17 protein-coding genes are annotated in these 20,720 nt (G+C 72.6%); 8 read left to right on the top strand and 9 right to left on the bottom strand.

The window, feature by feature from the left end; genetic code table 11:
• The first annotated feature begins 40 nt into the window (after positions 1–40).
• The gene (locus tag ACLHRZ_RS29245) at positions 41–1,420 is read left to right on the top strand and encodes a cytochrome P450 (RefSeq protein WP_490421559.1); all 1,380 of its coding nucleotides are present in this window, start codon (positions 41–43) and stop codon (positions 1,418–1,420) included.
• Here ACLHRZ_RS29245 and ACLHRZ_RS29240 read toward each other — a convergent pair.
• Positions 1,417–2,997 carry a trypsin-like peptidase domain-containing protein gene (locus ACLHRZ_RS29240; protein WP_490421558.1) on the bottom strand — a complete coding sequence of 527 codons (1,581 nt, stop codon included), beginning with the start codon at positions 2,995–2,997 and terminating at the stop codon, positions 1,417–1,419. The genes ACLHRZ_RS29245 and ACLHRZ_RS29240 overlap by 4 nt on opposite strands.
• 195 nt (positions 2,998–3,192) lie before the next feature.
• On the opposite strand from ACLHRZ_RS29240, the gene ACLHRZ_RS29235 reads away from it, so the two are divergent.
• The 5 genes from ACLHRZ_RS29235 to ACLHRZ_RS29215 all read left to right on the top strand — a co-directional run bounded on the left by ACLHRZ_RS29235 (position 3,193) and on the right by ACLHRZ_RS29215 (position 10,115).
• The gene (locus ACLHRZ_RS29235) at positions 3,193–3,723 is read left to right on the top strand and encodes an SRPBCC family protein (protein WP_490421557.1); all 531 of its coding nucleotides are present in this window, start codon (positions 3,193–3,195) and stop codon (positions 3,721–3,723) included.
• Between the two features lie 442 nt (positions 3,724–4,165).
• On the top strand, positions 4,166–4,975 hold the full coding sequence (locus ACLHRZ_RS29230) for a Tellurium resistance (protein ID WP_490421556.1): 810 nt from the start codon (positions 4,166–4,168) through the stop codon (positions 4,973–4,975).
• 56 nt (positions 4,976–5,031) lie between these two features.
• Positions 5,032–6,348, top strand: coding sequence for an NRAMP family divalent metal transporter (locus tag ACLHRZ_RS29225; RefSeq protein WP_490421555.1), 1,317 nt, complete (start codon positions 5,032–5,034; stop codon positions 6,346–6,348).
• Positions 6,349–6,409: 61 nt separating this feature from the next.
• Positions 6,410–6,727, top strand: a complete 318-nt coding sequence (locus tag ACLHRZ_RS29220; RefSeq protein WP_490421554.1) for a hypothetical protein — start codon at positions 6,410–6,412, stop codon at positions 6,725–6,727.
• A gap of 130 nt (positions 6,728–6,857) precedes the next feature.
• Positions 6,858–10,115: a tetratricopeptide repeat protein gene (locus ACLHRZ_RS29215; protein WP_490421553.1), complete on the top strand. Its 3,258-nt coding sequence runs from the start codon at positions 6,858–6,860 to the stop codon at positions 10,113–10,115.
• A 72-nt stretch (positions 10,116–10,187) separates the two neighbouring features.
• Here the strand turns inward: ACLHRZ_RS29215 and ACLHRZ_RS29210 are convergent, their stop codons facing one another.
• Positions 10,188–11,630: a glycoside hydrolase family 47 protein gene (locus ACLHRZ_RS29210; protein WP_490421552.1), complete on the bottom strand. Its 1,443-nt coding sequence runs from the start codon at positions 11,628–11,630 to the stop codon at positions 10,188–10,190.
• A 149-nt stretch (positions 11,631–11,779) separates the two neighbouring features.
• Here ACLHRZ_RS29210 and ACLHRZ_RS29205 point away from each other — a divergent pair, with 149 nt between their 5' ends.
• The gene (locus tag ACLHRZ_RS29205; RefSeq protein ID WP_490421551.1) at positions 11,780–12,631 is read left to right on the top strand and encodes a class I SAM-dependent methyltransferase; all 852 of its coding nucleotides are present in this window, start codon (positions 11,780–11,782) and stop codon (positions 12,629–12,631) included.
• 30 nt (positions 12,632–12,661) lie between these two features.
• Here the strand turns inward: ACLHRZ_RS29205 and ACLHRZ_RS29200 are convergent, their stop codons facing one another.
• The 7 genes from ACLHRZ_RS29200 to ACLHRZ_RS29170 form a co-directional block, all read right to left on the bottom strand.
• Positions 12,662–14,410, bottom strand: coding sequence for a TIGR03767 family metallophosphoesterase (locus tag ACLHRZ_RS29200; protein ID WP_490421550.1), 1,749 nt, complete (start codon positions 14,408–14,410; stop codon positions 12,662–12,664).
• Between the two features lie 200 nt (positions 14,411–14,610).
• Positions 14,611–15,729 (bottom strand): SMP-30/gluconolactonase/LRE family protein, encoded by a 1,119-nt coding sequence (locus ACLHRZ_RS29195; RefSeq protein WP_490421549.1) that lies wholly within the window; start codon positions 15,727–15,729, stop codon positions 14,611–14,613.
• A 48-nt stretch (positions 15,730–15,777) separates the two neighbouring features.
• Positions 15,778–15,888, bottom strand: a complete 111-nt coding sequence (locus tag ACLHRZ_RS29190) for an MFS transporter small subunit (RefSeq protein ID WP_490421548.1) — start codon at positions 15,886–15,888, stop codon at positions 15,778–15,780.
• Positions 15,885–17,240, bottom strand: a complete 1,356-nt coding sequence (locus tag ACLHRZ_RS29185; RefSeq protein ID WP_490421547.1) for an OFA family MFS transporter — start codon at positions 17,238–17,240, stop codon at positions 15,885–15,887. Before ACLHRZ_RS29185 ends, ACLHRZ_RS29190 begins: the two co-directional genes overlap by 4 nt.
• A 61-nt stretch (positions 17,241–17,301) precedes the next feature.
• Positions 17,302–17,490, bottom strand: coding sequence for a hypothetical protein (locus ACLHRZ_RS29180; protein ID WP_490421546.1), 189 nt, complete (start codon positions 17,488–17,490; stop codon positions 17,302–17,304).
• Positions 17,491–18,049: 559 nt separating this feature from the next.
• Positions 18,050–19,141: an AI-2E family transporter gene (locus ACLHRZ_RS29175; protein ID WP_490421545.1), complete on the bottom strand. Its 1,092-nt coding sequence runs from the start codon at positions 19,139–19,141 to the stop codon at positions 18,050–18,052.
• Positions 19,142–19,254: 113 nt separating this feature from the next.
• Positions 19,255–19,719, bottom strand: coding sequence for a MarR family winged helix-turn-helix transcriptional regulator (locus ACLHRZ_RS29170; RefSeq protein ID WP_490421544.1), 465 nt, complete (start codon positions 19,717–19,719; stop codon positions 19,255–19,257).
• 78 nt (positions 19,720–19,797) lie between these two features.
• Between ACLHRZ_RS29170 and ACLHRZ_RS29165 the strand changes: the two genes are divergently transcribed.
• Positions 19,798–20,643 (top strand): SDR family NAD(P)-dependent oxidoreductase, encoded by an 846-nt coding sequence (locus ACLHRZ_RS29165; RefSeq protein WP_490421543.1) that lies wholly within the window; start codon positions 19,798–19,800, stop codon positions 20,641–20,643.
• Positions 20,644–20,720 lie beyond the last annotated feature (77 nt).

The raw sequence follows: 20,720 nt of genomic DNA, 5'->3' as shown, positions 1-20,720 counted from the left end.
TCTGCCAGGGCGGCCACGCCGCCGCCCGGAGGTTCCCGCCATGGCCGCCGCCGCGCCCGCCGTCCTTCCGCTCCGTCCCGTCGCCGGCCCGCGCGGCCTGCCGCTGCTCGGAAACCTCCCCGCCTTCGGCCGGGACCCGCTGACCTTCCTCACCCGGCTGCGCGATGAGTACGGCGACGGCGTGACCTGGTCGCTGGGGCCCCTGCGCAGCCTGTTCGTCTCGCACCCCGAGCACATCGGCGAACTGCTGGGAGCGGTGGAGCAGACCTTCGACATCCTCGACGTGGGCTGGGCGTTCCGGCGCGTCGCCGGGCAGAGCGTCATCCTCAGCAAGGGCGCCGAGTGGCGCCGCAAACGCTCCCTGGTCCAGCCGACCGTCCGCCCCCGCCAAGTGCGCCTCTACGCGTCCACCATGGTCGACTGCGCGCAGGCCACTGCCGGCCGCTGGCGCGACGGCCAACGCATCGACGTGCTGCGGGAGATGGCGCTGCTCACCCAGCGCGTGGTGGTCCGCACCCTGTTCGGCAACGACATCGGCGACCAGAGCAGCGCGCTCGGCGACGCCATGATCGTGGCCCAGCACGAGGTCGGCGCCGAACTGCGGAGCATCAGCCTCTTCCTGCCCGGCTGGGTGCGCACCCCCGCACGCCGCCGCGTGGAGACCGCCGTGGCGGCCATCGATGCCGAGGTCCACCGGCTGATCGCCGAGCGCCGGTCCGCCGGAGCGGCCGCCGAGGACCGCGACGACCTGCTCAGCCGGCTGCTCGCGGCCCGGGACGAGGACGGCCGGCCGCTCTCCGCCCAGGAGGTGCGGGACGAGGCCGTCACGCTCTGGGCGGCCGGCCACGAGACCACGTCCACGGCCCTGACCTGGACCTGGTACCTGCTGGCCGGCGCCCCGCAGGTGCGGGCCCGGCTCGATGACGAACTGCGGCGGGTCCTCGGCGGCCGGCCGCCGGGCATCGACGACTACGAACGCCTGCCCTGGACCCAGCAGATCGTCAAGGAGTCGTTGCGGCTCTACCCGCCCGTCTGGCTGCACTCCGCCGTCGCCCGCAAGGGCGCCAGACTCGGCGGCCTGCCCGTCGCGGCCGGCACGAAGGTGTGGTGCAGCCAGTGGACCGCGCACCGCGACCCGCGCTGGTTCCCCGACCCGGGCGCCTTCCGCCCCGAGCGCTGGGACGCCCGCGCCGCCGAGGCGGTGCCCGCCCACGCCTGGTTCCCCTTCGGCGGGGGCCAGCGCACCTGCCTCGGGGCACGCTTCGCCCAGGTCGAGGCCGCGTTGCTGCTGGCCACGCTCGCCCAGCGCTTCCACGTGGACGTCGACCCCGGCCCGGTACGGCCGAAGGCCGCCCTGCTGATCCAGCCGGACGGCCCTCTGCGCGCCACGCTGCGCGCGGCGACGTCACCTGTGGATTAGGGGAGTTCGACGGTCTTCGGCGGCGTCGGGTTGTCCGCGTTGTCGTAGCCGATGGCGCAGTACGTCCACGGCCCCTCGGAAACCTTCAACGAGGCGGGTATGCCCAGGAAGTAGCGGTAGCCGTCGGGGTCGGCGCAGTGTGTCGTCGCCTTCGGGCCGTACTTGATCTTGTAACTGGTGATCTCGAAGGGGGCATAGACGGGGCGCACCCAGTACGTACTGGCGCCCGACTCGTCGTCGAAGCGCTGGACGTCCACCGCGGGGGCCACGGTCGGGGGAGTGTTGTCCACGCGCGCGTAGGTGTACGACGGGTACGCGAAGGACTTCGCCCAGGCGGGGCCCTGCGCGGTGGCGTCCGGGCCGCCGACGGCGCACAGCACGTACAGGTTGTCGTGCCTGGGCAGGAGTTCGGAGTAGTCGAGGCCCTTCGACGGCAGCTTCTGCGGGCGGGAGTAGCCCTCGGGCCGGGTGCAGTCGGTGGCGCCGAACGGGCCGCTCTTGAAGGCGACGTACGCGTGGCGCCCGCCGTCGGCCGGGGTGACGTGCGCGTCCCAGCGGGCCGGGCCGTGCGGCGTGGTGCTCTGGGTCTGCTGCCCGGACGAGGTCACCTCGACCTGCTCGCCCCGGTCCAGCCGGCAGCCCGGCCGGTCCAGCTGCAGGCCGGCGCCGTCCAGGCAGGAGGCGACGGCGTCGACCGGGGTGACGTAGACGGTGTCGTCCGCGGGCACGACCAGCCCCGCGGCGCTGCCCTCGCAGGGACGGCCCAGCCCGCAGCCGAAGTAGCCGGGCGTGGACACGGTGTTGAGCATGCCGACGATCTGCGTGCCGTCGGCGGTGGTGACGGCGCCGCCCGAGGAGCCGCCGCTGATGCCCCGGCAGTCGGTGCGCACGAAGTCCCGCCACAGCCAGGTGTATTCGTGCAGGGCCACCGAGGTGCCCGTGACCGCGCACTCGGACAGCCGCAGGAAGCGCTTCCCCTCCTCGACGCCGTCGGTCGGGGCGTGGGCGGCCTGCAGACGGACGCCCTGCGCGGGGCGGTGCGCGGCGGGCGTGCGGGGCGTCACGCCCAGCTTCGCCAGGTCGCCGTAGGTGGCGGAGACCCGGAGCACCGAGACGTCGATGCCCTTCATCGTCGCGTACACCACGCGCTCGACGGAGAACGTCTTCTGCTCCGCGGTGTTGTCGTGGAAGTAGGCGGGCGTGAAGGTCCAGCCCTCGGGAGCGGCCCGGTCGACGACGACCTCGTTGGTCTTCATCGAATCGCTCACGCAGTGCCCGTTGCTGAGGATCAGCGCCTTCTGCGCGGGGTCGGGCCGTGCGGAGGAGTGGATGACGGTGGCGGTGCAGGTCGTGCCGTCGCCCCCGACGAGGCGCCCGGTGGACCGGAACTTCTTGCCGGCGGCGGACCCGGAATCGATCAACGGCGCCGCCTGTGCGGCCCGTTCACGCCCCGGCTCCGCGGCGTGCGCCGTACCTCCCCATGACAGCCCGGCGACCACGAGCCCGGCCGCGCCTGCGGCAAGGGTGCTGCGGATGCCTGTGCGTATGCCTCTGCGGCGGGGAACGATGTCCCTCACGGCACTCTCCCTTGATCGTCTGCGGAATGGACGGCCCGACTGTGGCAGAGCAGTGTGGTCGGTTTCGACCGGCAGTGTCCGTTTTTGGTCAGCCGGGGAGGCGGGGTGTCCGGTGGAGTCGGCCAAAAAGGGCCGCAGGTGTGCCGAGTAGGGTCCGTGGTGACATGGTGTTCCTTGTGTGAAGGGGGAGATGGGATGCGCTATTCCGACGGCCCGGGCGTCGAGTGCGAGGTCTTCGTGGCGGCGGCCCCGCGCGTGGTGTGGGAGTTGGTGAGCGACATCGGTCTGCCGGCCCGGACAAGCCCCGAGCTGCAGCGGGTCGAATGGCTCGGCGGGGCCACGGGGCCCGTCGTGGGGGCGCGGTTCGCCGGGTACAACAGCCATCCGAAAGCGGGCGACTGGCGGACCGTCTCGCAGATCGTGGAGTGCGCCGAGGAGCGCGCCCTCGCCTGGGAGGTGATCGACGGGGAGGGCCGCTTCGGTGACGTCGTCGGCGACCCCGAACGGCCACTGGCCACCTGGCGGTTCACGCTGGAGCCGGAGGGCGGCGGGACGCGGCTGCGGCACTCCATGCGTGTCGGGCCCGGGAATTCCGGGCTCAGCGCGATCATTGCGCGGATGCCGGAACGGGAGGAGGAGCTGATCGCCGCCAGGCTGGCCGACCTGCGGACGGGGATCGAGGCCACGCTGAACGGTGTCAAGGCACTGGCAGAGACGGGTCGTTGACCCCGGTCCGGCGCGCTCGTGGCCGGAAGTGGCAGCGCGCGGGGTGCGGGCGGGCGCCGGTCGCCCGCACCCCGCGCCGGTGAATCACCCGCGTACGTGATCCCGGTGCATTGACAATTCCCGGATTTTAACCGCGGATTGCCGTCGGGGCCGCCGCAAGGGAATGCCCATTCGATAAATCCCGTGCCGGGACGGTGAATTCGGATTCCCATGTAAGTAGCGCCTTGCATGCGCTGCTGCGTATTCTTATACTCTCAGCTGTTCGCATGGTGGCCCCCTGTCACCGGGCGGTAATCAGCCGTTTTCGCCCCGGCCGGTTCTCCGGCGATTCCCGTATCGCCCCGCCCTCCCCTTTCCCGTCATGGACCGTCCCGCTCGCCGTGTCCGTCCCCGATCTGCCGTCCGGAGGCCATTGCCGTACGGGCAGAAAGGACAGTGGAAGATGACCTGGGAATACTGGCGCAGGACCAGGCCGGAACCCTCCGGCGCGCCCCTGCCCGCGCCGTCGCCGGAGGCGGGCGGCGGAAGCCTGTGGAGCTATCTCGTCCGCACAAGTCGCAGCAGTCCCCACGCCGGCACCTTCGGGGACCAGATGCACAACCGGCTGACCAAGGGACACCCGGTGGTCTCCCTCGCCGACCACGGGGCCACCGCCGGCACCCTGCGCGTGAACCTCACCTGGCAGACCCCGTCCGCCGACTTCCGCCCGGGGCGGGACGGTCTGCTGCCGCGCTGGTCCAAGCGCACCGGCCGGTGGGAGCAGCGGCAGGGCCCCGCCATGGTGACCGTCGACCTGGACCTGGCCTGCATGTACGAACTGGCCGACGGGCGGCGGGGCGTGGTGCAGCCGCTCGGCGACCTGAGCGGCGACCTGTACCACCCCCCGTACATCACACTCGGCGACGACAACCGCTTCGGCGCCGCATCGGGGGAGACCCTGTACATCAACCTGGACAAGGCCAGTCACTTCCGCCGTCTGCTGATCTTCGCCTACATCTACAGCGGTGCCCCCGCCTTCAGCCGCGTACACGCCGCCGTCAGCTTCCATCCGCCCACCGGGCAGCGCCTCGTCGTCGAACTCCGCGAACAGGCCCAGCACGCCCGCTCCTGCGCCGTGGCGCTCATCGAGAACCGCAACGGCCAGCTGACCATGCGCCGCGAGGCCCGGTACGTCTACGGATACCAGGCCGACCTCGACCGGCTCTACGGGTGGGGGCTGCAGTGGGCCCGCGGCCGCAAGGCCGCGCAGTAGCCATCGCATCACACGCAACAGGTCCTCGTCCCCCAGCGGTTGGGAGAGAACAGCCCATGTCGACCACGCCCGGATCGAGGACCAAGTCGTCCTCCTTCCTGTCCGGCATACAGAACCGGAGCCCGCGGGCCCAGAAGCAGCGGGCCTGGCCCGTCACCTGGCGCACCTACCTGCGCGCCCTCGGGCCCGGCCTGATAGCCGGCGCCTCCGACACCGACCCGACCACCGTCGCCACCCTAGCCGTCATCGGCGCCGGCACCGTCTACGACATGGGCTGGTGCGTCCTGCTGCTCTTCCCGCTCATCGGCGTCATCCAGTCGATCGCCACCCGCGTCGGCGTGGCCGGACGGCTCGATCTGCAGGAAGCCGTCTCCATGATGTACCGCCCGGCCGTCGGGCGGCTGCTCCTGGGGTCGATCCTGGCGGTCAACATCGTCACCATCGCCGCGGACCTGGAGGCCGGCTCCACCGCACTGGGCCTGCTCACCGGCCAGGACTGGCGCTGGTTCGCCGCCCCGCTCTCCCTCGTGCTGCTCGCGGCGGTGATGCTGCTCGGGTACCACGTGCTCCAACGCGCCCTGAAGTACCTGCTGCTCGTGCTCTTCGCCTACGCCGCCGCCGCGGTCCTCGCGCACCCCGACTGGGGCGCGGTCGCCCGCGGCAGCCTCATACCGCACGTGCACTGGAACAAGACATTCCTCTTCGACCTGCTGTCCCTCATCGGCACCACCGCCACCAGCTACGTCTACGTGTGGCAGACCATCTCCCAGTCCGAGGAGAAGGTCCCCTGGCACTGGCACCGCGTGCGGCAGTTCGACGCCCTGGCGGGAAGCCTCTTCGCCACGCTGGTCTTCTGGTTCATCCTCATCGCCACCGGGGCCACCCTGGGCGTCCACGGCCTGAGCGTCGACACCGCCCAGGACGCGGCCCAGTCCCTGCGGCCCGTGGCCGGGGCCTGGGCCAGTGAGCTCTTCGGCCTCGGCCTGCTGGCCTCCGCCCTGGTCGCCCTGCCCGTCATCACGGCCACCACCGCCTACGTCACCGGCGCCCACCTCAACTGGCGGCGCGGGCTGTCCCTGCGCCCGCGCGAGGCCCCCAAGTTCTTCGCCGCGATGGCCGCGTCCGTCCTGGTCGGCCTCGCGGCCACCTACGCGGAGATCCCGCCCATCCAGCTCCTGTACTGGGCCGGTGTGGTCGGCGCCATCGGCACCCCCATCGGCCTGTTCTTCCTCCTGCGGGCCGCCTCGCACCGCGAGCTGATGGACGGACACACCATCGGTCCCTGGACGAAGACCGCAGGCTGGGCCATCACCGTGCTGATCACCGTCGTCAGCGCGCTGGGCCTGTACCAGCTCGTCCTCACCGGCCCCTGAGCACCGGCCGGCACCGTCAACAGGCCGCTCCGGCAGGCCGGATGCGAAAGGGGCACCATCAGTGCCGCAAGGAGAGACGCCGAAGGCGGACGCCCCCGCCACGGGCATCGGCGCCGCCGTGTCCGAGATCGTGGGCCTGTACGCCGACCTGAGCGTGAGCGGGCACGGAGCCCGCAGAACACGGCTCCTCACCGAACTCGCCCGCGCCGGGCGCCGCCTGGCGGGCCTGGCAATCGTCTGCTCCGACGGGGGGAAGACCGCCCGGCGCAGCTCGCGCTGGCAGCGCAGGCGCATCCTGGCGGCGCGCGGAGCAGCCTGGATCATCTCCTCCACCAACCGTGCGCGCCCCCGCAAAGAAGACGAATCCGCAGGTGAATGAGGTGGGCCCGGGACACACCGGGCCTGCCCCGCCGACGAGTTGCCCGTAGCCCCGCCGTAGAGTCCTCCGACACGGAACACTTGGCAGTGGGAACAGCAGCGGGAAGAACACGCCGTCGGAGGGGGACCACATGCAGGGCTCAGTGACCGCGGTGCGGACGGACCACCGCAGGGACGTCGAAGAGCTGTTGGAACGCGCCGTCGAGGAGGAGGTGCGCCGCTCCGGCGGACGCACGGAAGGCGAGGCGCTGCTGCGCCGGGGGCGCGCCGAACTGGACTCCCTTGCCGCCGCGGCCGCGGAGGAGTACGCCGCCTACATCCGTGCCCTGGACGAGGAGGCCGCCTCCGTACGGCCGTTGGGATCCCGCCTCTCGCGGGCCTCGCTCGGCACCCCGGCCCTGGTCACCGCCGTGGCGGCGGTCGCCGCAGGCGCAGCCGACCTCGGCCTCGGGACCTCCGGCGGCACCGCGGTCGGCGCGGGGGCCGCCGCCGCCGTCGCGGGCGCCGCGGCCACCGTCCTCCGGCTCACCTCCGGGCACTGGTCGGCCGCGCACGGGCGCGCCGCACGGCGCGGACAGCCCGGCGGCGCCGAGCAGTTGCGGCTGCAGTGGCTGACGGCCGTCGAAGTCCGCGGCATCCGCCCCTTCCTGGACCACCAGCGCATGGTCACCGGCTCCACCCGCGGCCGCACCGCACGCCCCGACCGGACCGCGGCCGCCACCGGCCGCGGGCCGGCGCTGCGCGGCGTGGACCGCAGCGCGGCGGCCCAGCGGCGCAACGTCCTGGGCCGGACCTTCGACCATCTGCCCGAAGCCGTCGGCCCGTTCGCAGGCCGCCTCAAGGAGCTCAACAGCATCGGCCAGTGGGTGCAGCAGGCCCGCGCGAACACCGAGACCAAACCCACGGTCGTGGTGCTGTACGGCCTGCCCGGCTCCGGCCGCTCCACACTCGCCCTCCGGGCCGCCCACCACCTGCGCGACCAGTTCCGCGGCGTCGGCGTGGCCGACCTGCGGGGCGAGAGCCCCGACGAGCAGCCGCTGCCCGCCCGTGACGCACTGATGCAGCTGCTCAACCAGCTCGGCGCCCCTCGCGATCAACTCCTCTTCCGCGAGCGCTCCTCGCAGGAGCAGCACCTGCAGCGCCTGACCGAGCTGTACGACCAGCACCTCGCCGGCCTGCCCGCCGTGATCGTGCTCAACGACGCCTCCGACGCCGAGCAGGTGCGCCGGCTGATCCCGCAGCGCTCCGAGAGCCTGGTCCTGGTCACCGCCCGCACCCCGCTCTCCCTGCCGGAGAGCACCGCCGCCTGGACCTACGAACTGCCGCTCGGCCCGCTGGACGCGGCCGGCACCGAGGAACTGCTGCGCGCCGTCGCCGAGGAGCCCCCGCAGGACCCGTTCGAGGCGGACGCACTGGCCCGGGTGCGCGAGCTGTGCGGCGGCCTGCCGCTGGCCCTGCGGGTGGCCGGCTCCGCCCTGGGCCCGCGCACCCTGCACGTCCTCGGCGCCGAACTGGCCGCCTCCGGACAGCAGGACCCGGTGGAACGGGCCCTGTGGCTGCGCTACCTCGACCAGGGCGACGGATCCCGCAAGCTGCTGCGCCGGCTGTCCCTGGCCGGACGGGCCTCGCTGGGCCCGGCCGCCGCGGCCGCCCTGCTCGGCGAGGACGAGCAGGAGGCCGCGCACGGACTGGCCGCCCTGGCCCGCACCGGACTGATCGAGCCCGTCCGCGCCAACCGCTACCGCATGCACGACCTGGTGCGCACCTTCGCCCAGGCGCGGCTGGACGAGGAGGACACGCCGGCCGAGCGCGCCGCCGCCCAGGAACGGCTGTTCCGCAGCTACGCCGAACTGGCCGACTCGGTCATCCGCATGGTGGACGGCAAGACCTCCACCCGCGCCGACATGTTCGCCCGCGGCCCCGGCGGCGTCCACGGCTTCACCTCGCTGGACGCGGCACTGCGCTGGCTGGACGAGGAGTCCGGCTTCATCACGGCGGCCCTGCGGCACGCGGAGGGCGTGGAGCAGGCCGTGGTGCTGCACCTGCTGGGCGCGCTGTGCGACTACTGCCTGCTCCGCGGCGACCTGCACCGCCTCGGCGAACTGAGCGAGCTGACCCAGGCCATGGACCGGGGCCTGCTGATGCGCTCCGTGCAGTGGCGCACCGGTGTCGCCGCCCGCCAGCTCGGCGAGCTCGACAAGTCCCGCGCGACCCTGACCTCGGTGGTCGACCTGTACCTCGAGGCCCAGAACCAGGCCGGGGCCGCCCGGGCCCTGCGCGACCTGGGCGTCACCCTGCACCACCAGGGCCAGCTGCGCGAGGCGGGCGAAAAGCTGTGCGAGGCGCTGGAACTGCAGGCGTCCCCCGAGCTGAGCGGTGACCGGGCCTGGACGCTGCACGCGCTGGCGGCCGTCGAACGGGACCGCGGACGGCTCGCCGAGGCGGCGAAGATGCTGACCGACTCCCTGGAGCTGCACCGCGACAGCGAGAGCGTGCACGGCCAGGCATGGGCACATTTCCAGCTCGGCCAGGTGCAGTTGTGCCGCGGCCGCACCGAGCAGGGGCGGGAGGAGCTCGGCCAGGCGCTGGAGCTCTACCGGCGCACCCAGGACGCCCGCGGCGAGGCCTGGGCCCTGACCCAGCTCGCCCGCACCGCCCTGCTCGACGGGGACGCGGCCTCCGCCGCGGAGCAGTTCCGCCAGGCCGCGGCCCGGCACCGGCGGAACGAGGACGCCCGCGGCGAGGCCTGGACGCTGTACTACCTGGGCCAGTCCCTGGAGGAGCTCGGCGACCTGGCGTCCGCCGTGCGCGAACTGGAGCGGGCCCGCGTGATGTTCAACCGGATGCGGGACCAGTACGGGCTGGCCTGCACCCGGCACCACTCCGGCCGCGTCACCCGCGATCAGCGGGCGGCCCAGACGGGCTCGCTGCGCAACAGCGGCTTCGCACGGCAGCTGCTGCAGGAGGCCCGGTCGGACTTCCAGCGCGTCGGCGTCCCGCACGGCGAGGCCTGGTCCTGCGTGGAGCTCGCCGTCATCGACGCGGGCAACGACCGCACCGGCCCGGCACTGGAACTGGCCGACGAGGCAGTCCGGTTGTTCGCGGGCTACGGCGACCGGCGGGGGGCGGGCTGGGCGGGCTTCCTGCGCTGCACACTGCTCCCGTTCGCCTCGCCGGGCGGCACGGTGGTGGGGGCGGCGGTGGCCGAGGAGGAACTGGCGCAGCTGCGCCGGGAGCCGTCGCCGGACCCGGCTCTGGCCGAGGCCGCTGCGTCCTTCGCCCTGCTGTTGCAGCAGGGCATCGAGCCGGAACGCGGGTGGCAGGCCTGGCAGTTGGGGATGACGCCGGGGCGCAGGGCGCGGGATGTGATGGGGGTGGACGACGACTAGTCCGTCTGCGGGTCCGTCGCGGCTGGTCGCGCCCACGCGGCGGAGTCGTACAAGGACACAGCCCCGCGCCCCTTACGGGGCGCGGCGGAGGCCCCGTAGGATCTTGCCCTCCGTGCTGAGGTAGCCCCGCGCGTAGTCGAAGCGCGGGGCGTCGGCGAAGGTGAGGTAGAGCCACTTGAAGTTCTCGGCGAAGACGTACGCCGGGCAGTGGTCGCCCTTGGGCATGGGGTTGCGGGTGACGTCGGTGACGACCGTGTAGCCCCCGGGGACACGGTGGTGGGTGCGCAGGTTCTTGAAGTAGCGCCATGCCGCGGTGCGGTAGAAGGGGTCGCCGGTCTGCCAGTACAGCTCGAAGGCGCAGTTGGCGTACTCGGGGCGCAGCTGGTTGTGGGGGTCGACGACCTCGAGGTGCGCGTAGTCGATGAGTTCGGGGATGACGGCGTACTTGTCGAGGACCGCGGTCCAGGAGCGGAAGTAGTCCGCGGCCAGGGTGTTGTCCCCGCCGACCGGGAGGATGGCGACGGCCAGGGACGACTGGCGCCTGCTGAGCAGGTTTCCGGTGCGGTAGTCGACGTTCTTGAACCACAGCAGCTCGCCCACGCGTTCGGCCTGGTGCTTCTTGACCGCGGGTTCCAGGGTGCGGAACCAGTTCAGGCAGTCCTCGTCGCGGAACATCGCCCAGCCGCCCCACAGGTACTCGAAGAAGGAGTCCACCGGCGGGTTGAAGGAGACGGCCTCCCGGTCGGCCCAGCGGCCGGTCTCGACGTTGATGCTGGTGGCCAGCAGGTCGAGCGACGAGCGCCGCTGGTAGACCGCGCGCAGTGCCCGCTTGGCGGCCTTGCGGTAGCGGGAGTCGTGGGTGAGGTCGGACAGCACCCCGAATTCGAGGAGGTTGGTGCCGACCTCCGCGAGCGGCAGCACGGGCCCGGAGACCTCGCCCGTACGGAGGTTGACGTAGCGGTAGGGCATACCGGTCGGCGAGGTGGTGAAGGCGGGGAGCAGCCGGTCGGCCAGGTCGGTGCAGAGGTCGAGCAGGCCCTTCTCGCCGGTGGCCAGATGGCCGGCGAGCAGGCCCCCGACCATGCGGATGACCGTCTCGAAGACCTGGAAGTCGGCGTCGATGTCGAAGTCCAGGTGGCCGGTGATCCACCGCACGCACCGGTCGGCCTCCGCGTCCAGTTCCATCACGTAGTGCGTGTCGAGCGCCTCGACGATCGACAGCCCCACGGGGTGCCCGTGGGCGAAGAAGTCGCTGTGGCCCCCCGAGACCGGCCGCAGCTCGTCGTGCCCCCAGGCGAACCGCTTGTACCCCTCCCAGGCGTGGACGAACTCGGAGCGGATCTCGTGCGCCTTGTCCGGGTCCGGCTTGTGCCGGCGCGCCGCGCGGGGCAGCGGGTGGCGGGCCGAGGCCGCCGGCACGGGACGCAGGCCGCCTGCGACGGCACCGCCCGTGGCCGCGAGCGCCCGCAGCAGGCCGCGACGGGTGGCACTGGCGGTGAACGATCTGCTGATCACAACGGAGACCCTTCCTGACCACCGGTACCGGGCCCGGATCGTGATCGCAGTATGCGGGTGGCCGGGCCCGGTCCGCGGCAAGGCACGACGGGGCGGCCGGGTGCACCTGGCCTGTACCGCGCGGTCCCCGTTCGCAGTAGAAAGGGCGCATGACGACGGAAGAGCACGAGCCGACGACCGAGGACATGCTGCGGGCGAACGCCCGGAACTGGGACGCCCGCACCCCTGTGCACGTCGCCAGCGACTTCTACGGGCTGGACGGGTCCCGCTCCCCGGACGGCTGGTTCGCGCCCTTCGAGTGGGACGACCTCGGCGACCTGCACGGACGGGACGTGCTGCACCTGCAGTGCCACCTGGGCGTGGAGACTCAGGCGTTCGCCGGCCGCGGCGCCGCGAGCACCGTCGGGCTGGACTTCTCGGGGGCGTCCGTGGCCGAGGCGCGCAGGCTGGCCGCGGAGGCGGGGCGGGCGGTGGAGTACGTCCGGGCGGATGTCCACCGGGCCGTCGAGGCCGTCGGCGGGCGGCGGTTCGACGTGGTCTACACGGGCAAGGGCGCCCTGTGCTACCTGCCCGACCTGCACCGGTGGGCGGAGGTGGTCCGGGCCCTGCTGCGGCCGGGCGGGATGCTGTACGTGGCGGAGTTCCACCCGCTGCTCAACGCCCTGGGCCCGGTGCCCGTCCCCGGCGAGCACGAACTGCTGCTGCGCCACGACTACCTGGAGGGCCGGGGCCCGGACCGCCACGACTCCGTGCACACCTACACCGACGGCCCGCCCCTGCACGGGGACACGGTCAGCTACGAGTGGCGGCACGGCCTCGGCGAGGTCGTCGGCGCCGCGACCGCCGCGGGACTGACGGTGGACGTGCTGCGGGAGACGGACCTGCTGCCGTGGCGTCGCTTCCCCGCCATGGAGCCCGCCGGGAACGGCTGGTGGCGGCTGCCGGACGCCGCGCCGAGGATCCCGCTGCTGTTCGCGCTGCGTGCGGTGCTGCGCGGCTGATGCGGCTCCTCCCCGGCGCGGGGCCCCGGGTCAGCGGCCGGGCCTGGCCAGCAGCAGTTCGGTGTTGTGGTCGGCCGCGGCACCGAGCTTCTGCGCCGGGGTGGCGTACGGGTCGTTGAAGGAGAGCTCCCGGTACAGCGCGGCGAGGCCCGCGTCGGAGGTGTCGCCGAAGTCGGTCGCGTAGGGGGCGGCCGACTCCACCAGCGTGGTGAACAGCGACAGGGTGCCGTCGCCGTTGTCGGTGATCTCGATGATGCGGGCGTGCTGCGGGAAGTCGACGTGGGACGCCGTGTTGACCTCCCAGAAGGCACGTTCGGGCGTCGCGTGGCCGTGGGCGAGGATCTGGTTCTCGTGGGTGTGGCCGTTGACCCATGCGACGACGTTCGGGTAGCGCTGCAGCAGCGCCACCAGTTCGTTGCCGTCGTGCCGCTTCTCGAAGAGGTGGTGCGGGTCGGGCAGCAGGTTGCCCATGGTGCTGCTGGTGTGGTGGCTGAAGATCACGACCAACTGGTCGGACCGACCGCCGCGTACGACGCCGCCGTCGGTGTCGTACCAGCGGCTGCTGTGGGACCGCAGCACGGACTCCAGCCACGACAGCTGTGCCGTCCCGATCGAACCGTCCGCCCAGCCGGCCGGGTTGGTGGTGTCCAGGCTGATGCCCAGGACGCCGTCGGATATGGGGAAGGTGTAGTAGAGGTGCCCGCTGTCGACCGCGGAGTCGGTGAAGCCGTGCCCCACCGGGCCGGGGCCGGTGCGGGCGGGGTCCAGGTGGGCCTTGGCGAACTCGGCCGGGGTGAAGGGGGTGCGCCGCGGGTCGGGGGTGACGTGCCGGACGGGGCCGCCGCTCTTGAGCAGCTTGGTGAGGTGGAGGACGGCAGCGGCGGGGTCGTTGCGCAGGGCGTCGGCCAGCTTGGCCGCCTCGGTGTCGTCGATCCCCTCCAGCTTGCGGCCGCCGGTGTAGAGGGAGTGCAGCAGGCCGACGTCGGGCAGGGTGCCCTCGATGCTGTCGTCGTGGTTGCCGACGGTGCTGTACCACGGGGTGCGCAGGCCGGGCGCCTTGAAGGAACGTCCCGCCGCGGAGAGGAAGCCGGGTATCTCCGGGAAGCCCTTGGCCTTGTAGGAGTCCTGGAAGGACGCCTCGGGGTTCCAGTAGAGCGCGCTGCCGGAGTTCTGCACGCCCTCGTAGCGGCGGGGGTCGCCGCTGTTGGGGGTGATCTCGCCGCCGCTCATCACGGTGAGGTACCAGTCGAGTTCGATCTGCTCGTGGTTGTCGGTGTTGTCACCGGTCGCCATCACGAGCGAGAACGGGCTTCCCGTGAACGGGCCGCCGGGCAGCGCGTTGACCCGCTCGACGAGGGAGGAGGCCCCGCGCACGGTCAGCGACTCCTGCGGGCGGTGCGCGCTGTCCATGTACTTGGCCAGGTACTCGAAGCGCACCGGGGACTCGGTGTCCGCCAGGTGCAGGTCGGTGAACTGCACGAAGGACGCCAGCGCGGTGCGCTTCCCGTCGCGCGCCGCGGCCGCCGGGGCGAGCTCGGTGCGCACCACCAGCGGCCAGCCCGGCCCGGCCTGGAGGCGCTTGTACGGTCCGCCGCCGGTCGCCGTGGCGGCCTGTTCGAGGGTGGTGCCCGCGGTGCGGACGGCGCGGGCGGCGGTCGCGGCCATGGCGCGGTCGAGGGCGGCCGCAGACGCGAACCGGCTGCTGCCCAGCGACAGGGCCGTGGCGGCCGCCGCGGCCGCGGTGCCGGTGAGGAAGTGGCGTCTGCTGTATGCGGGCATGCCGCGTCTCCTGACGATCGGTCAGCAACGTGGCGTGCCGCAACGACGGTGGTCCGGCACGCATTTACTGGTGCGTAATGGTCGCCGGACAGCATGCTGAGCGGTGCTGGACGTTCCGTGAACGGTTCGCGAAGGAACGGTGAGGTGATCGTTGAGCGATGGTGACGCGGCAGCGTGAACGTCCAGAAGGGCCCGGCTTGTCAGGACTGCGGCACCGGTCCGGCGACGCCCAGGGACGACTCGACCAGGCTCCCCAGGTACAGCACGCCGTCGTGTTCGCACACGCTGGTGACGAAGCGGTAGCCGTCCGCCGGGCGCTGCAGGTCGTGCACCACGCGCCCGTCCGCGTCCAGGGCCATGACCCACGCCGTGCGCCTGGGCCCGGGGAACAGGGCGGTCGGCAGCTTCCAGAGCGCGCGACGCAGACCGGGAGGGGTGCGGTGCAGCAGGTCGAGCATCGGCTCCCGCGGACCGGTCATGGCCACCCAGATCAGACCGCCGGGCCCGGTGGAGATGTTGTCCGGGAACCCCGGAAGTTCGGCGAACAGTTCGCGCCGTCCCGCCTGGGGGCCCGTCAGCCACAGCCGCGTCAGCCGGTAGGCGCCGGTCTCGGCGACCACGACGAACGAGCCGTCGAGGGCCAGCGCCACGCCGTTCGCGAACTGCAGCCCGTCGAGCACCACGTCCGCGGTGCCCGCACCCGGCTCGTACCGGATCAGCCGCCCACTGCCCGTGTGCTCCAGCAGATCGCCCATCCAGTGCTCCAGCGGCAGACGGCTGGCGTCGCTGACGTACAGGGCGCCGTCCGGGGCCGCCACGACGTTGCTGCACACCGTCAGCGGCCGCCCGGCCGCCTCGCGCAGCAGGGTCTCGGTGCGCCCCGAGGCGGGGTCCGTGCGCAGCAGCCCCCGCTCCGCGTCGCACACCAGCAGCCGCCCGTCGGGCAGCGGGCACAGGCCCAGCGGACGGCCGCCGGTGTCGGTGACCGTGGACACCCGCCCGCTGACCGGGTCGACGCTCAGCACCCGCCCGTCCTCCACTCCGGTCAGCACCCGGCCCGCGGAGTCGACCCGGACGTCCTCCGGCGCTTTGCCGCCCAGCGGCAGCCGGCGCACGCGCGGCAGCGGCGGCCGGCTGACCTTGACGCGCGACCGCGGGGGACGGCCCGGCGGCTGCCAGACGACCGGGCGCAGGGCGGGCTTCTGCGGGAGCATGAGCGGGCCTTCCGTGGGCCGTGCGGGGGCGGACAGGCCGAACATACCCGCGCCGCGGTCCCGCTTCTTCCGGTTCGCCTCCGACGGCGCGTCAAGAACGTGCAAGCGCTCAGGGCAGCGGACGGGCTCACTCCCGCCATGCGGCGACGGCCGTCAGGCGAACAATTGCCGCAGCTTGAGGGTGAGTTCGTACACTCCGTACGCGAACGGGGCGCCCACCCACAGCCAGGCGAACACCAGCAGCACCTTGCGGGCGGCCGTCACGGTGCCACCCCCTCGTCCTCCAGGGCAGCAGGCCGGCCGCCGTCGTCGGGCGGTTCGTGGTGGCGCGGGTGGACCGGGCGGATGCACTCGTTGGCGGCGAAGCCCACGGCCAGCAGTCCGATCATGACGGCGAACGACGGGGCGTAGAGGGCGGGCCCGGTGCGGCCTGCGGACTTCCCCGCGTCGGCAATGGCGTTGACGATGAGCGGGCCGAGGATCCCCGCGGTGGACCAGGCGGTGAGCAGCCGTCCGTGGATCGCGCCGACCTGGTGTGTGCCGAAGAGGTCCCTGAGATAGGCGGGGACGGTGGCGAAGCCGCCGCCGTAGAAGGAGAGGACGACGGCGGTGCAGGCGATGAACAGGGGCTTGGAGGAGCCGCCGGACAGGGCGAGGAGCAGGTACATCAGGGCTCCTGCGCCCAGGTAGAGGCGGTAGGCGTTCTTGCGGCCGGTCAGGTCGGAGGCGGAGGACCAGCCGATCCGGCCCAGCATGTTGGCAAGTGAGAGCAGGCCGACGAAGCCGGCGGCAGCGGCGGTGCCGACCGGTGCGGAGGATGCGGCGAAGAAGTCCGTGATCATCGGTGCGGCCTTCTCGAGGATGCCGATGCCCGCGGTCACGTTCGTGCACAGCACGACCCACAGGCACCAGAACTGCGGGGTGCGCAGGGCGTTGCGGGCCGACACCTGCGCGGTGGTGACCAGAGGCCGCGGCGCGGCCGCGGCCCCCGGCGGCTGCCAGGAGCCGGGCGGGGTGCGGACCAGCAGGACGCCGAGGGTCATGAAGACGGCGTAGGCGAGGCCCATGACGAGGAAGGTCCGCGCGATCCCCGGTGCGTCCGCGCCGAACGCCGACAGCAGCGCGACCGACCAGGGGGAGGCGATGAGGGCGCCGCCGCCGAAGCCCATGATGGCGATGCCGGTGGCCATGCCGGGGCGGTCGGGGAACCACCGGATGAGTGTCGAGACCGGCGAGATGTAGCCGATGCCCAGCCCGATGCCACCGAGGAGGCCGTAGCCGGCCACGACGAGCGCGTACTGGCGGGTGGCCGCGCCGAGGGCGGCGACCAGGAAGCCGGAGGAGAAGTAGCCGGCCGAGACGAGCATCGACCGGCGCGGTCCGTGCCGTTCGACGAGGGTGCCGCCGAAGGCGGCGGAGAGGCCGAGCATCACGATCGCCACCTGGAACGGCAGCGCGGAGGCGGTGCCGGAGAGGCCGAGCGAGGACTCCAGCGGCGGTTTGAAGACGCTCCAGGCGTAGACCTGGCCGATGGCGAGATGGACGGACAGTGCGGCGGGCGGCACGAGCCAGCGGCTCCACCCCGGCGGCGCGGCAACGGGCGATCGGGCGGGCACGTTTCGGACGTTACTGTGCCCGGTCACGGCTGGGAAGAGCGCCCGATCCGCCGGACCCGCCCTAGATCTCCCCGCGCCACGCTGCCTTCAGTCGCTGCCACAGCCCTTGCTGAGGGCCGGAGGTGCTGCGGCCGACGTCCCCGGAGTCGTCCCGTGCCGGGCGGGGCACGGGTGTCGCGGTGTCGCCCTGCATGTCCTGTGCCGGCTGGGCGTGGGGCAGAGCAGGGCCGGTGTCGCCGTGGTCCGTCATGAGTGGACCGTACTGGATCCGTAGGCGGTACCGGGCGGTCCTGGTGATTCGGTAGTGCGGTGGCGCCGGGGCCGGTACGCTGGCCGGGCATGCTCTCGGGTGCGTATCAGAGGCCGCCCAGGGCATGAAGAAGGGCCCCCGCCCGGCCGGTATCCGAGCGAGGACCCAAGCGGATCAGTGACCCGCGCGTCCGCCCTCAGCTTGTCGGAGGGCGGACCAGGTCACTTCCGCAGAATCCACCTCCACAGTTCCCGGATCACCGCAGCGATCCGTTCCCACAGAGGCTTCTTCCTGTGGCGACCCCCCCATAGGGGCACCTCCTTGAAACGGGCCGCCGAAAATCCCGGTCGGTCGGCCGTCATCAGAGGCTCGGGCCGGGCCCCGAAGGAGTGGGGCCCGGAGGTTGCCTCTGATGGGAGGTGCACCAGCGAGGTGCGCCGTCGGCGATCCTACAGCTTCAGCAGCAGTGCGTGGTCCTCAACTCGACTGGTTGCAATGCTCACTTGACCCTCCGAATCCTCGAATTCGGTCCCTTTGCGTCCAGTTGTACGGACGTGCCTCACGCCGCATCGATCCGCGGGAACACCGAGTCGTCCAGCACGATGCCGATGCCGACGGCGACCGGGATGGCGATCAGCGCCCCGACGATGCCGAGCAGGGCGCCGCCGACCACCACCGCGACGACCGTGACGATGGGGTGCACGTTGACGGCGTAGCGCATCGCCTTCGGCATGATCAGGTAGTCCTCGGCGAGCCGGAAGCCGATGTAGAAGCACGCCGTGCCCACGGCGATCGGGAAGGACACCGAGAGGGCCACGAGGCTGACGACGATGCCGCCGATGGTCGATCCGATGACGGGGATCATGTCCATCAGCGCGACGAAGACGCCGAGTGCCGCCGCGTACGGCACGTCGAAGCCGATGCACCAGAAGAACGTGGCGAGTCCGGCGATGGCCGAGGTGACGGCGTTGCCGAGCATGTACCGCCCGACGCGCAGCAGGATCTCCTCGGTGAGCTGCACCGCCCCGGCCCGGCGGCTGAGCGGGACGAACCGGTAGGCGAACCGCTTGAGTTGCTCCATGCCGACCATGAAGTAGACGGTCAGCACGATGACCAGTGCGGTGCCGGTGACGGCGTTGATGACGACGTGGCCGGCTCCCAGGAGTCCGCCGACGACGGCCTTGCCCAGGTCGGAGCCGAACTGGCGGCGGGCCTTGGAGACGAGGTGGTAGCGGTCCTCCAGGCGGCCGAGGAAGGAGTGGTGGTCGTGCAGCTGGTCGAGCCACTGGGGCGCGGTGTGGACGAGCGAGGCGACCTCGCCGGAGACCGGGGGGATGACCAGCGCGAGGAACCCGGCCAGGACCGCCAGCAGGGCGAGGACGACCAGGGTCACCGCCCACCCCCGGCTCATCCGGCGCCGGGCCAGCCCGGCCACCACCGGCTCCAGGCTGATCGCCACGAACAGCGCCAGCAGCAGGAGCGTGAGGATGCCGCTGATGCGCAGCACGGTCTGCACGGCCAGGTAGGCCAGCGTCAGGCCCAGTCCGGCGCTGAAGCCGGCCGCGCACCACGAGGACACCGGCCGCACCCGCAGCCCGCGCTCCGAGCGGGGTTCCCGGCCCGGGCCTTGCGGGGCGTTGCTTGCCGGCATGCCGTCCTCTTCGATCACCGTCTGCGGGGAGTCGGGCCTCTACGTACCCTGCGGACGGCGCGGTGCACCGCCCGCCCGGCAAGACCACCTGCTGGGACGAGTGCCGGCGCCGGTCAGGGCGCGGGCGGCTGCTGCTTGAGCTTGGCCCAGACGGTCTCCAGCGCCTGGATGTCGCCGTCGTCGAGGCGGTCGTCGAACACCTCGGCCAGGGCCTCCCGGCGCGTGGCGTCCGCCGCGGCGAAGGCCTGCCGGCCGGACTCGGTGAGGGCGATCTGCACGGAGCGGGCGTCGGTGGGGGAGGGGATGCGGGCGACCAGGCCGCGTGCCTGCAGGGCGTCCACGACGCGGGAGACCTGGCTGCGGCTGAGCAGGGTCTTGGCGCCCAGGGCGGAGGCGGCCACGGGTTCGGGCTGCCGGCGCAGCCACAGCATGACCTCGAACCAGGACAGCGGGAGGTCGTGGGCCCGCATCAGCGCCTGGTCGACCCGGGCACTGAGAGTCGTGCCGGCCCACACCAGGCCGTAGAACGCGTGGTCGCGGGCGGGGAGTTCTCCCAGGGTGATGTCGGTGTGCGCCATGGGGCCAGTCTACGGGTTGCGTGCGTGCACACATAACTCTAGTGTGTGCGCACACACCTTGCTTCGTGAAGGAGACCCATGCCCCCCGTCAAGACCGTCCTGATCACCGGCACCTCCTCGGGCATCGGGCTGGCCGCCGCCGTGGCCGCCGCCCGCGCCGGGTGGACCGTGGTCGCCACCATGCGCGACACCGCCAAGGCGGGTGCGCTGCGCGCCGCCGCCACCGAGGCCGGGGTGGACGGCCGCGTCCACGTCGAGCGCCTCGACGTGACCGACCCCGCCTCCGTCGCCGCCTGCGTGGAGGCGGCCGTCGCCGCGCACGGCCGCCTGGACGCCGTCGTCAACAATGCAGGCGCCGGGCAGCTCGGCACCGTCGAGCAGAGCACCGTCGACGCCGTGCGGGCCGCAATGGAGGTCAACTTCTTCGGCGTCGTGGAGGTCACCCGGGCCGCCATGCCGCACCTGCGCGCCTCCGGCGGCCGCGTCGTCACCGTGACGAGCGTCGGCGGCGTCGTCGGGCAGCCCTTCAACGAGGCCTACTGCGCGGCCAAGTTCGCCGTCGAGGGCTTCATGGAGTCGCTGGCCCCCGTCGCCGTCACCGTCGGCGTCGGCGTCTCGGTGGTCGAACCGGGCGCGGTGGCCAGCGAGTTCGTGGCGAACGTGGGCGTCGACATGCCCGCGATGCTGGAGGAGGCGGGCCCGTACGCCCCCGCCCTGCAGGCCTACCTCGACCGCGCCCGCACGTCCTTCGGCGCCGCGCAGACCCCCGACGAGGCGGCCGCGGCCGTCGTGGACGTCCTCACCGCGGAGCGGCCGCCCTTCCGGGTGCAGACCTCCGACCGGGCCCGCGAGTTCGTCGGCACCAAGCTCTCCGACCTCGACGGCTCCGCGGTGCAGACCCTCACCGTGGGCTGGACGTCCTGACCGGCTGCGGCGCCGGACTCTCGGGGACGAGCCGGGCGAGCCCGGTGACCTTGTTCATCAAGGTGTCCAGCTAGCGG

Source organism: Streptomyces sp. AM25, from assembly GCF_058146165.1.
Note: the sequence above shows the minus strand (reverse complement) of the source record. Positions and strands in the feature narration are given on the sequence as shown.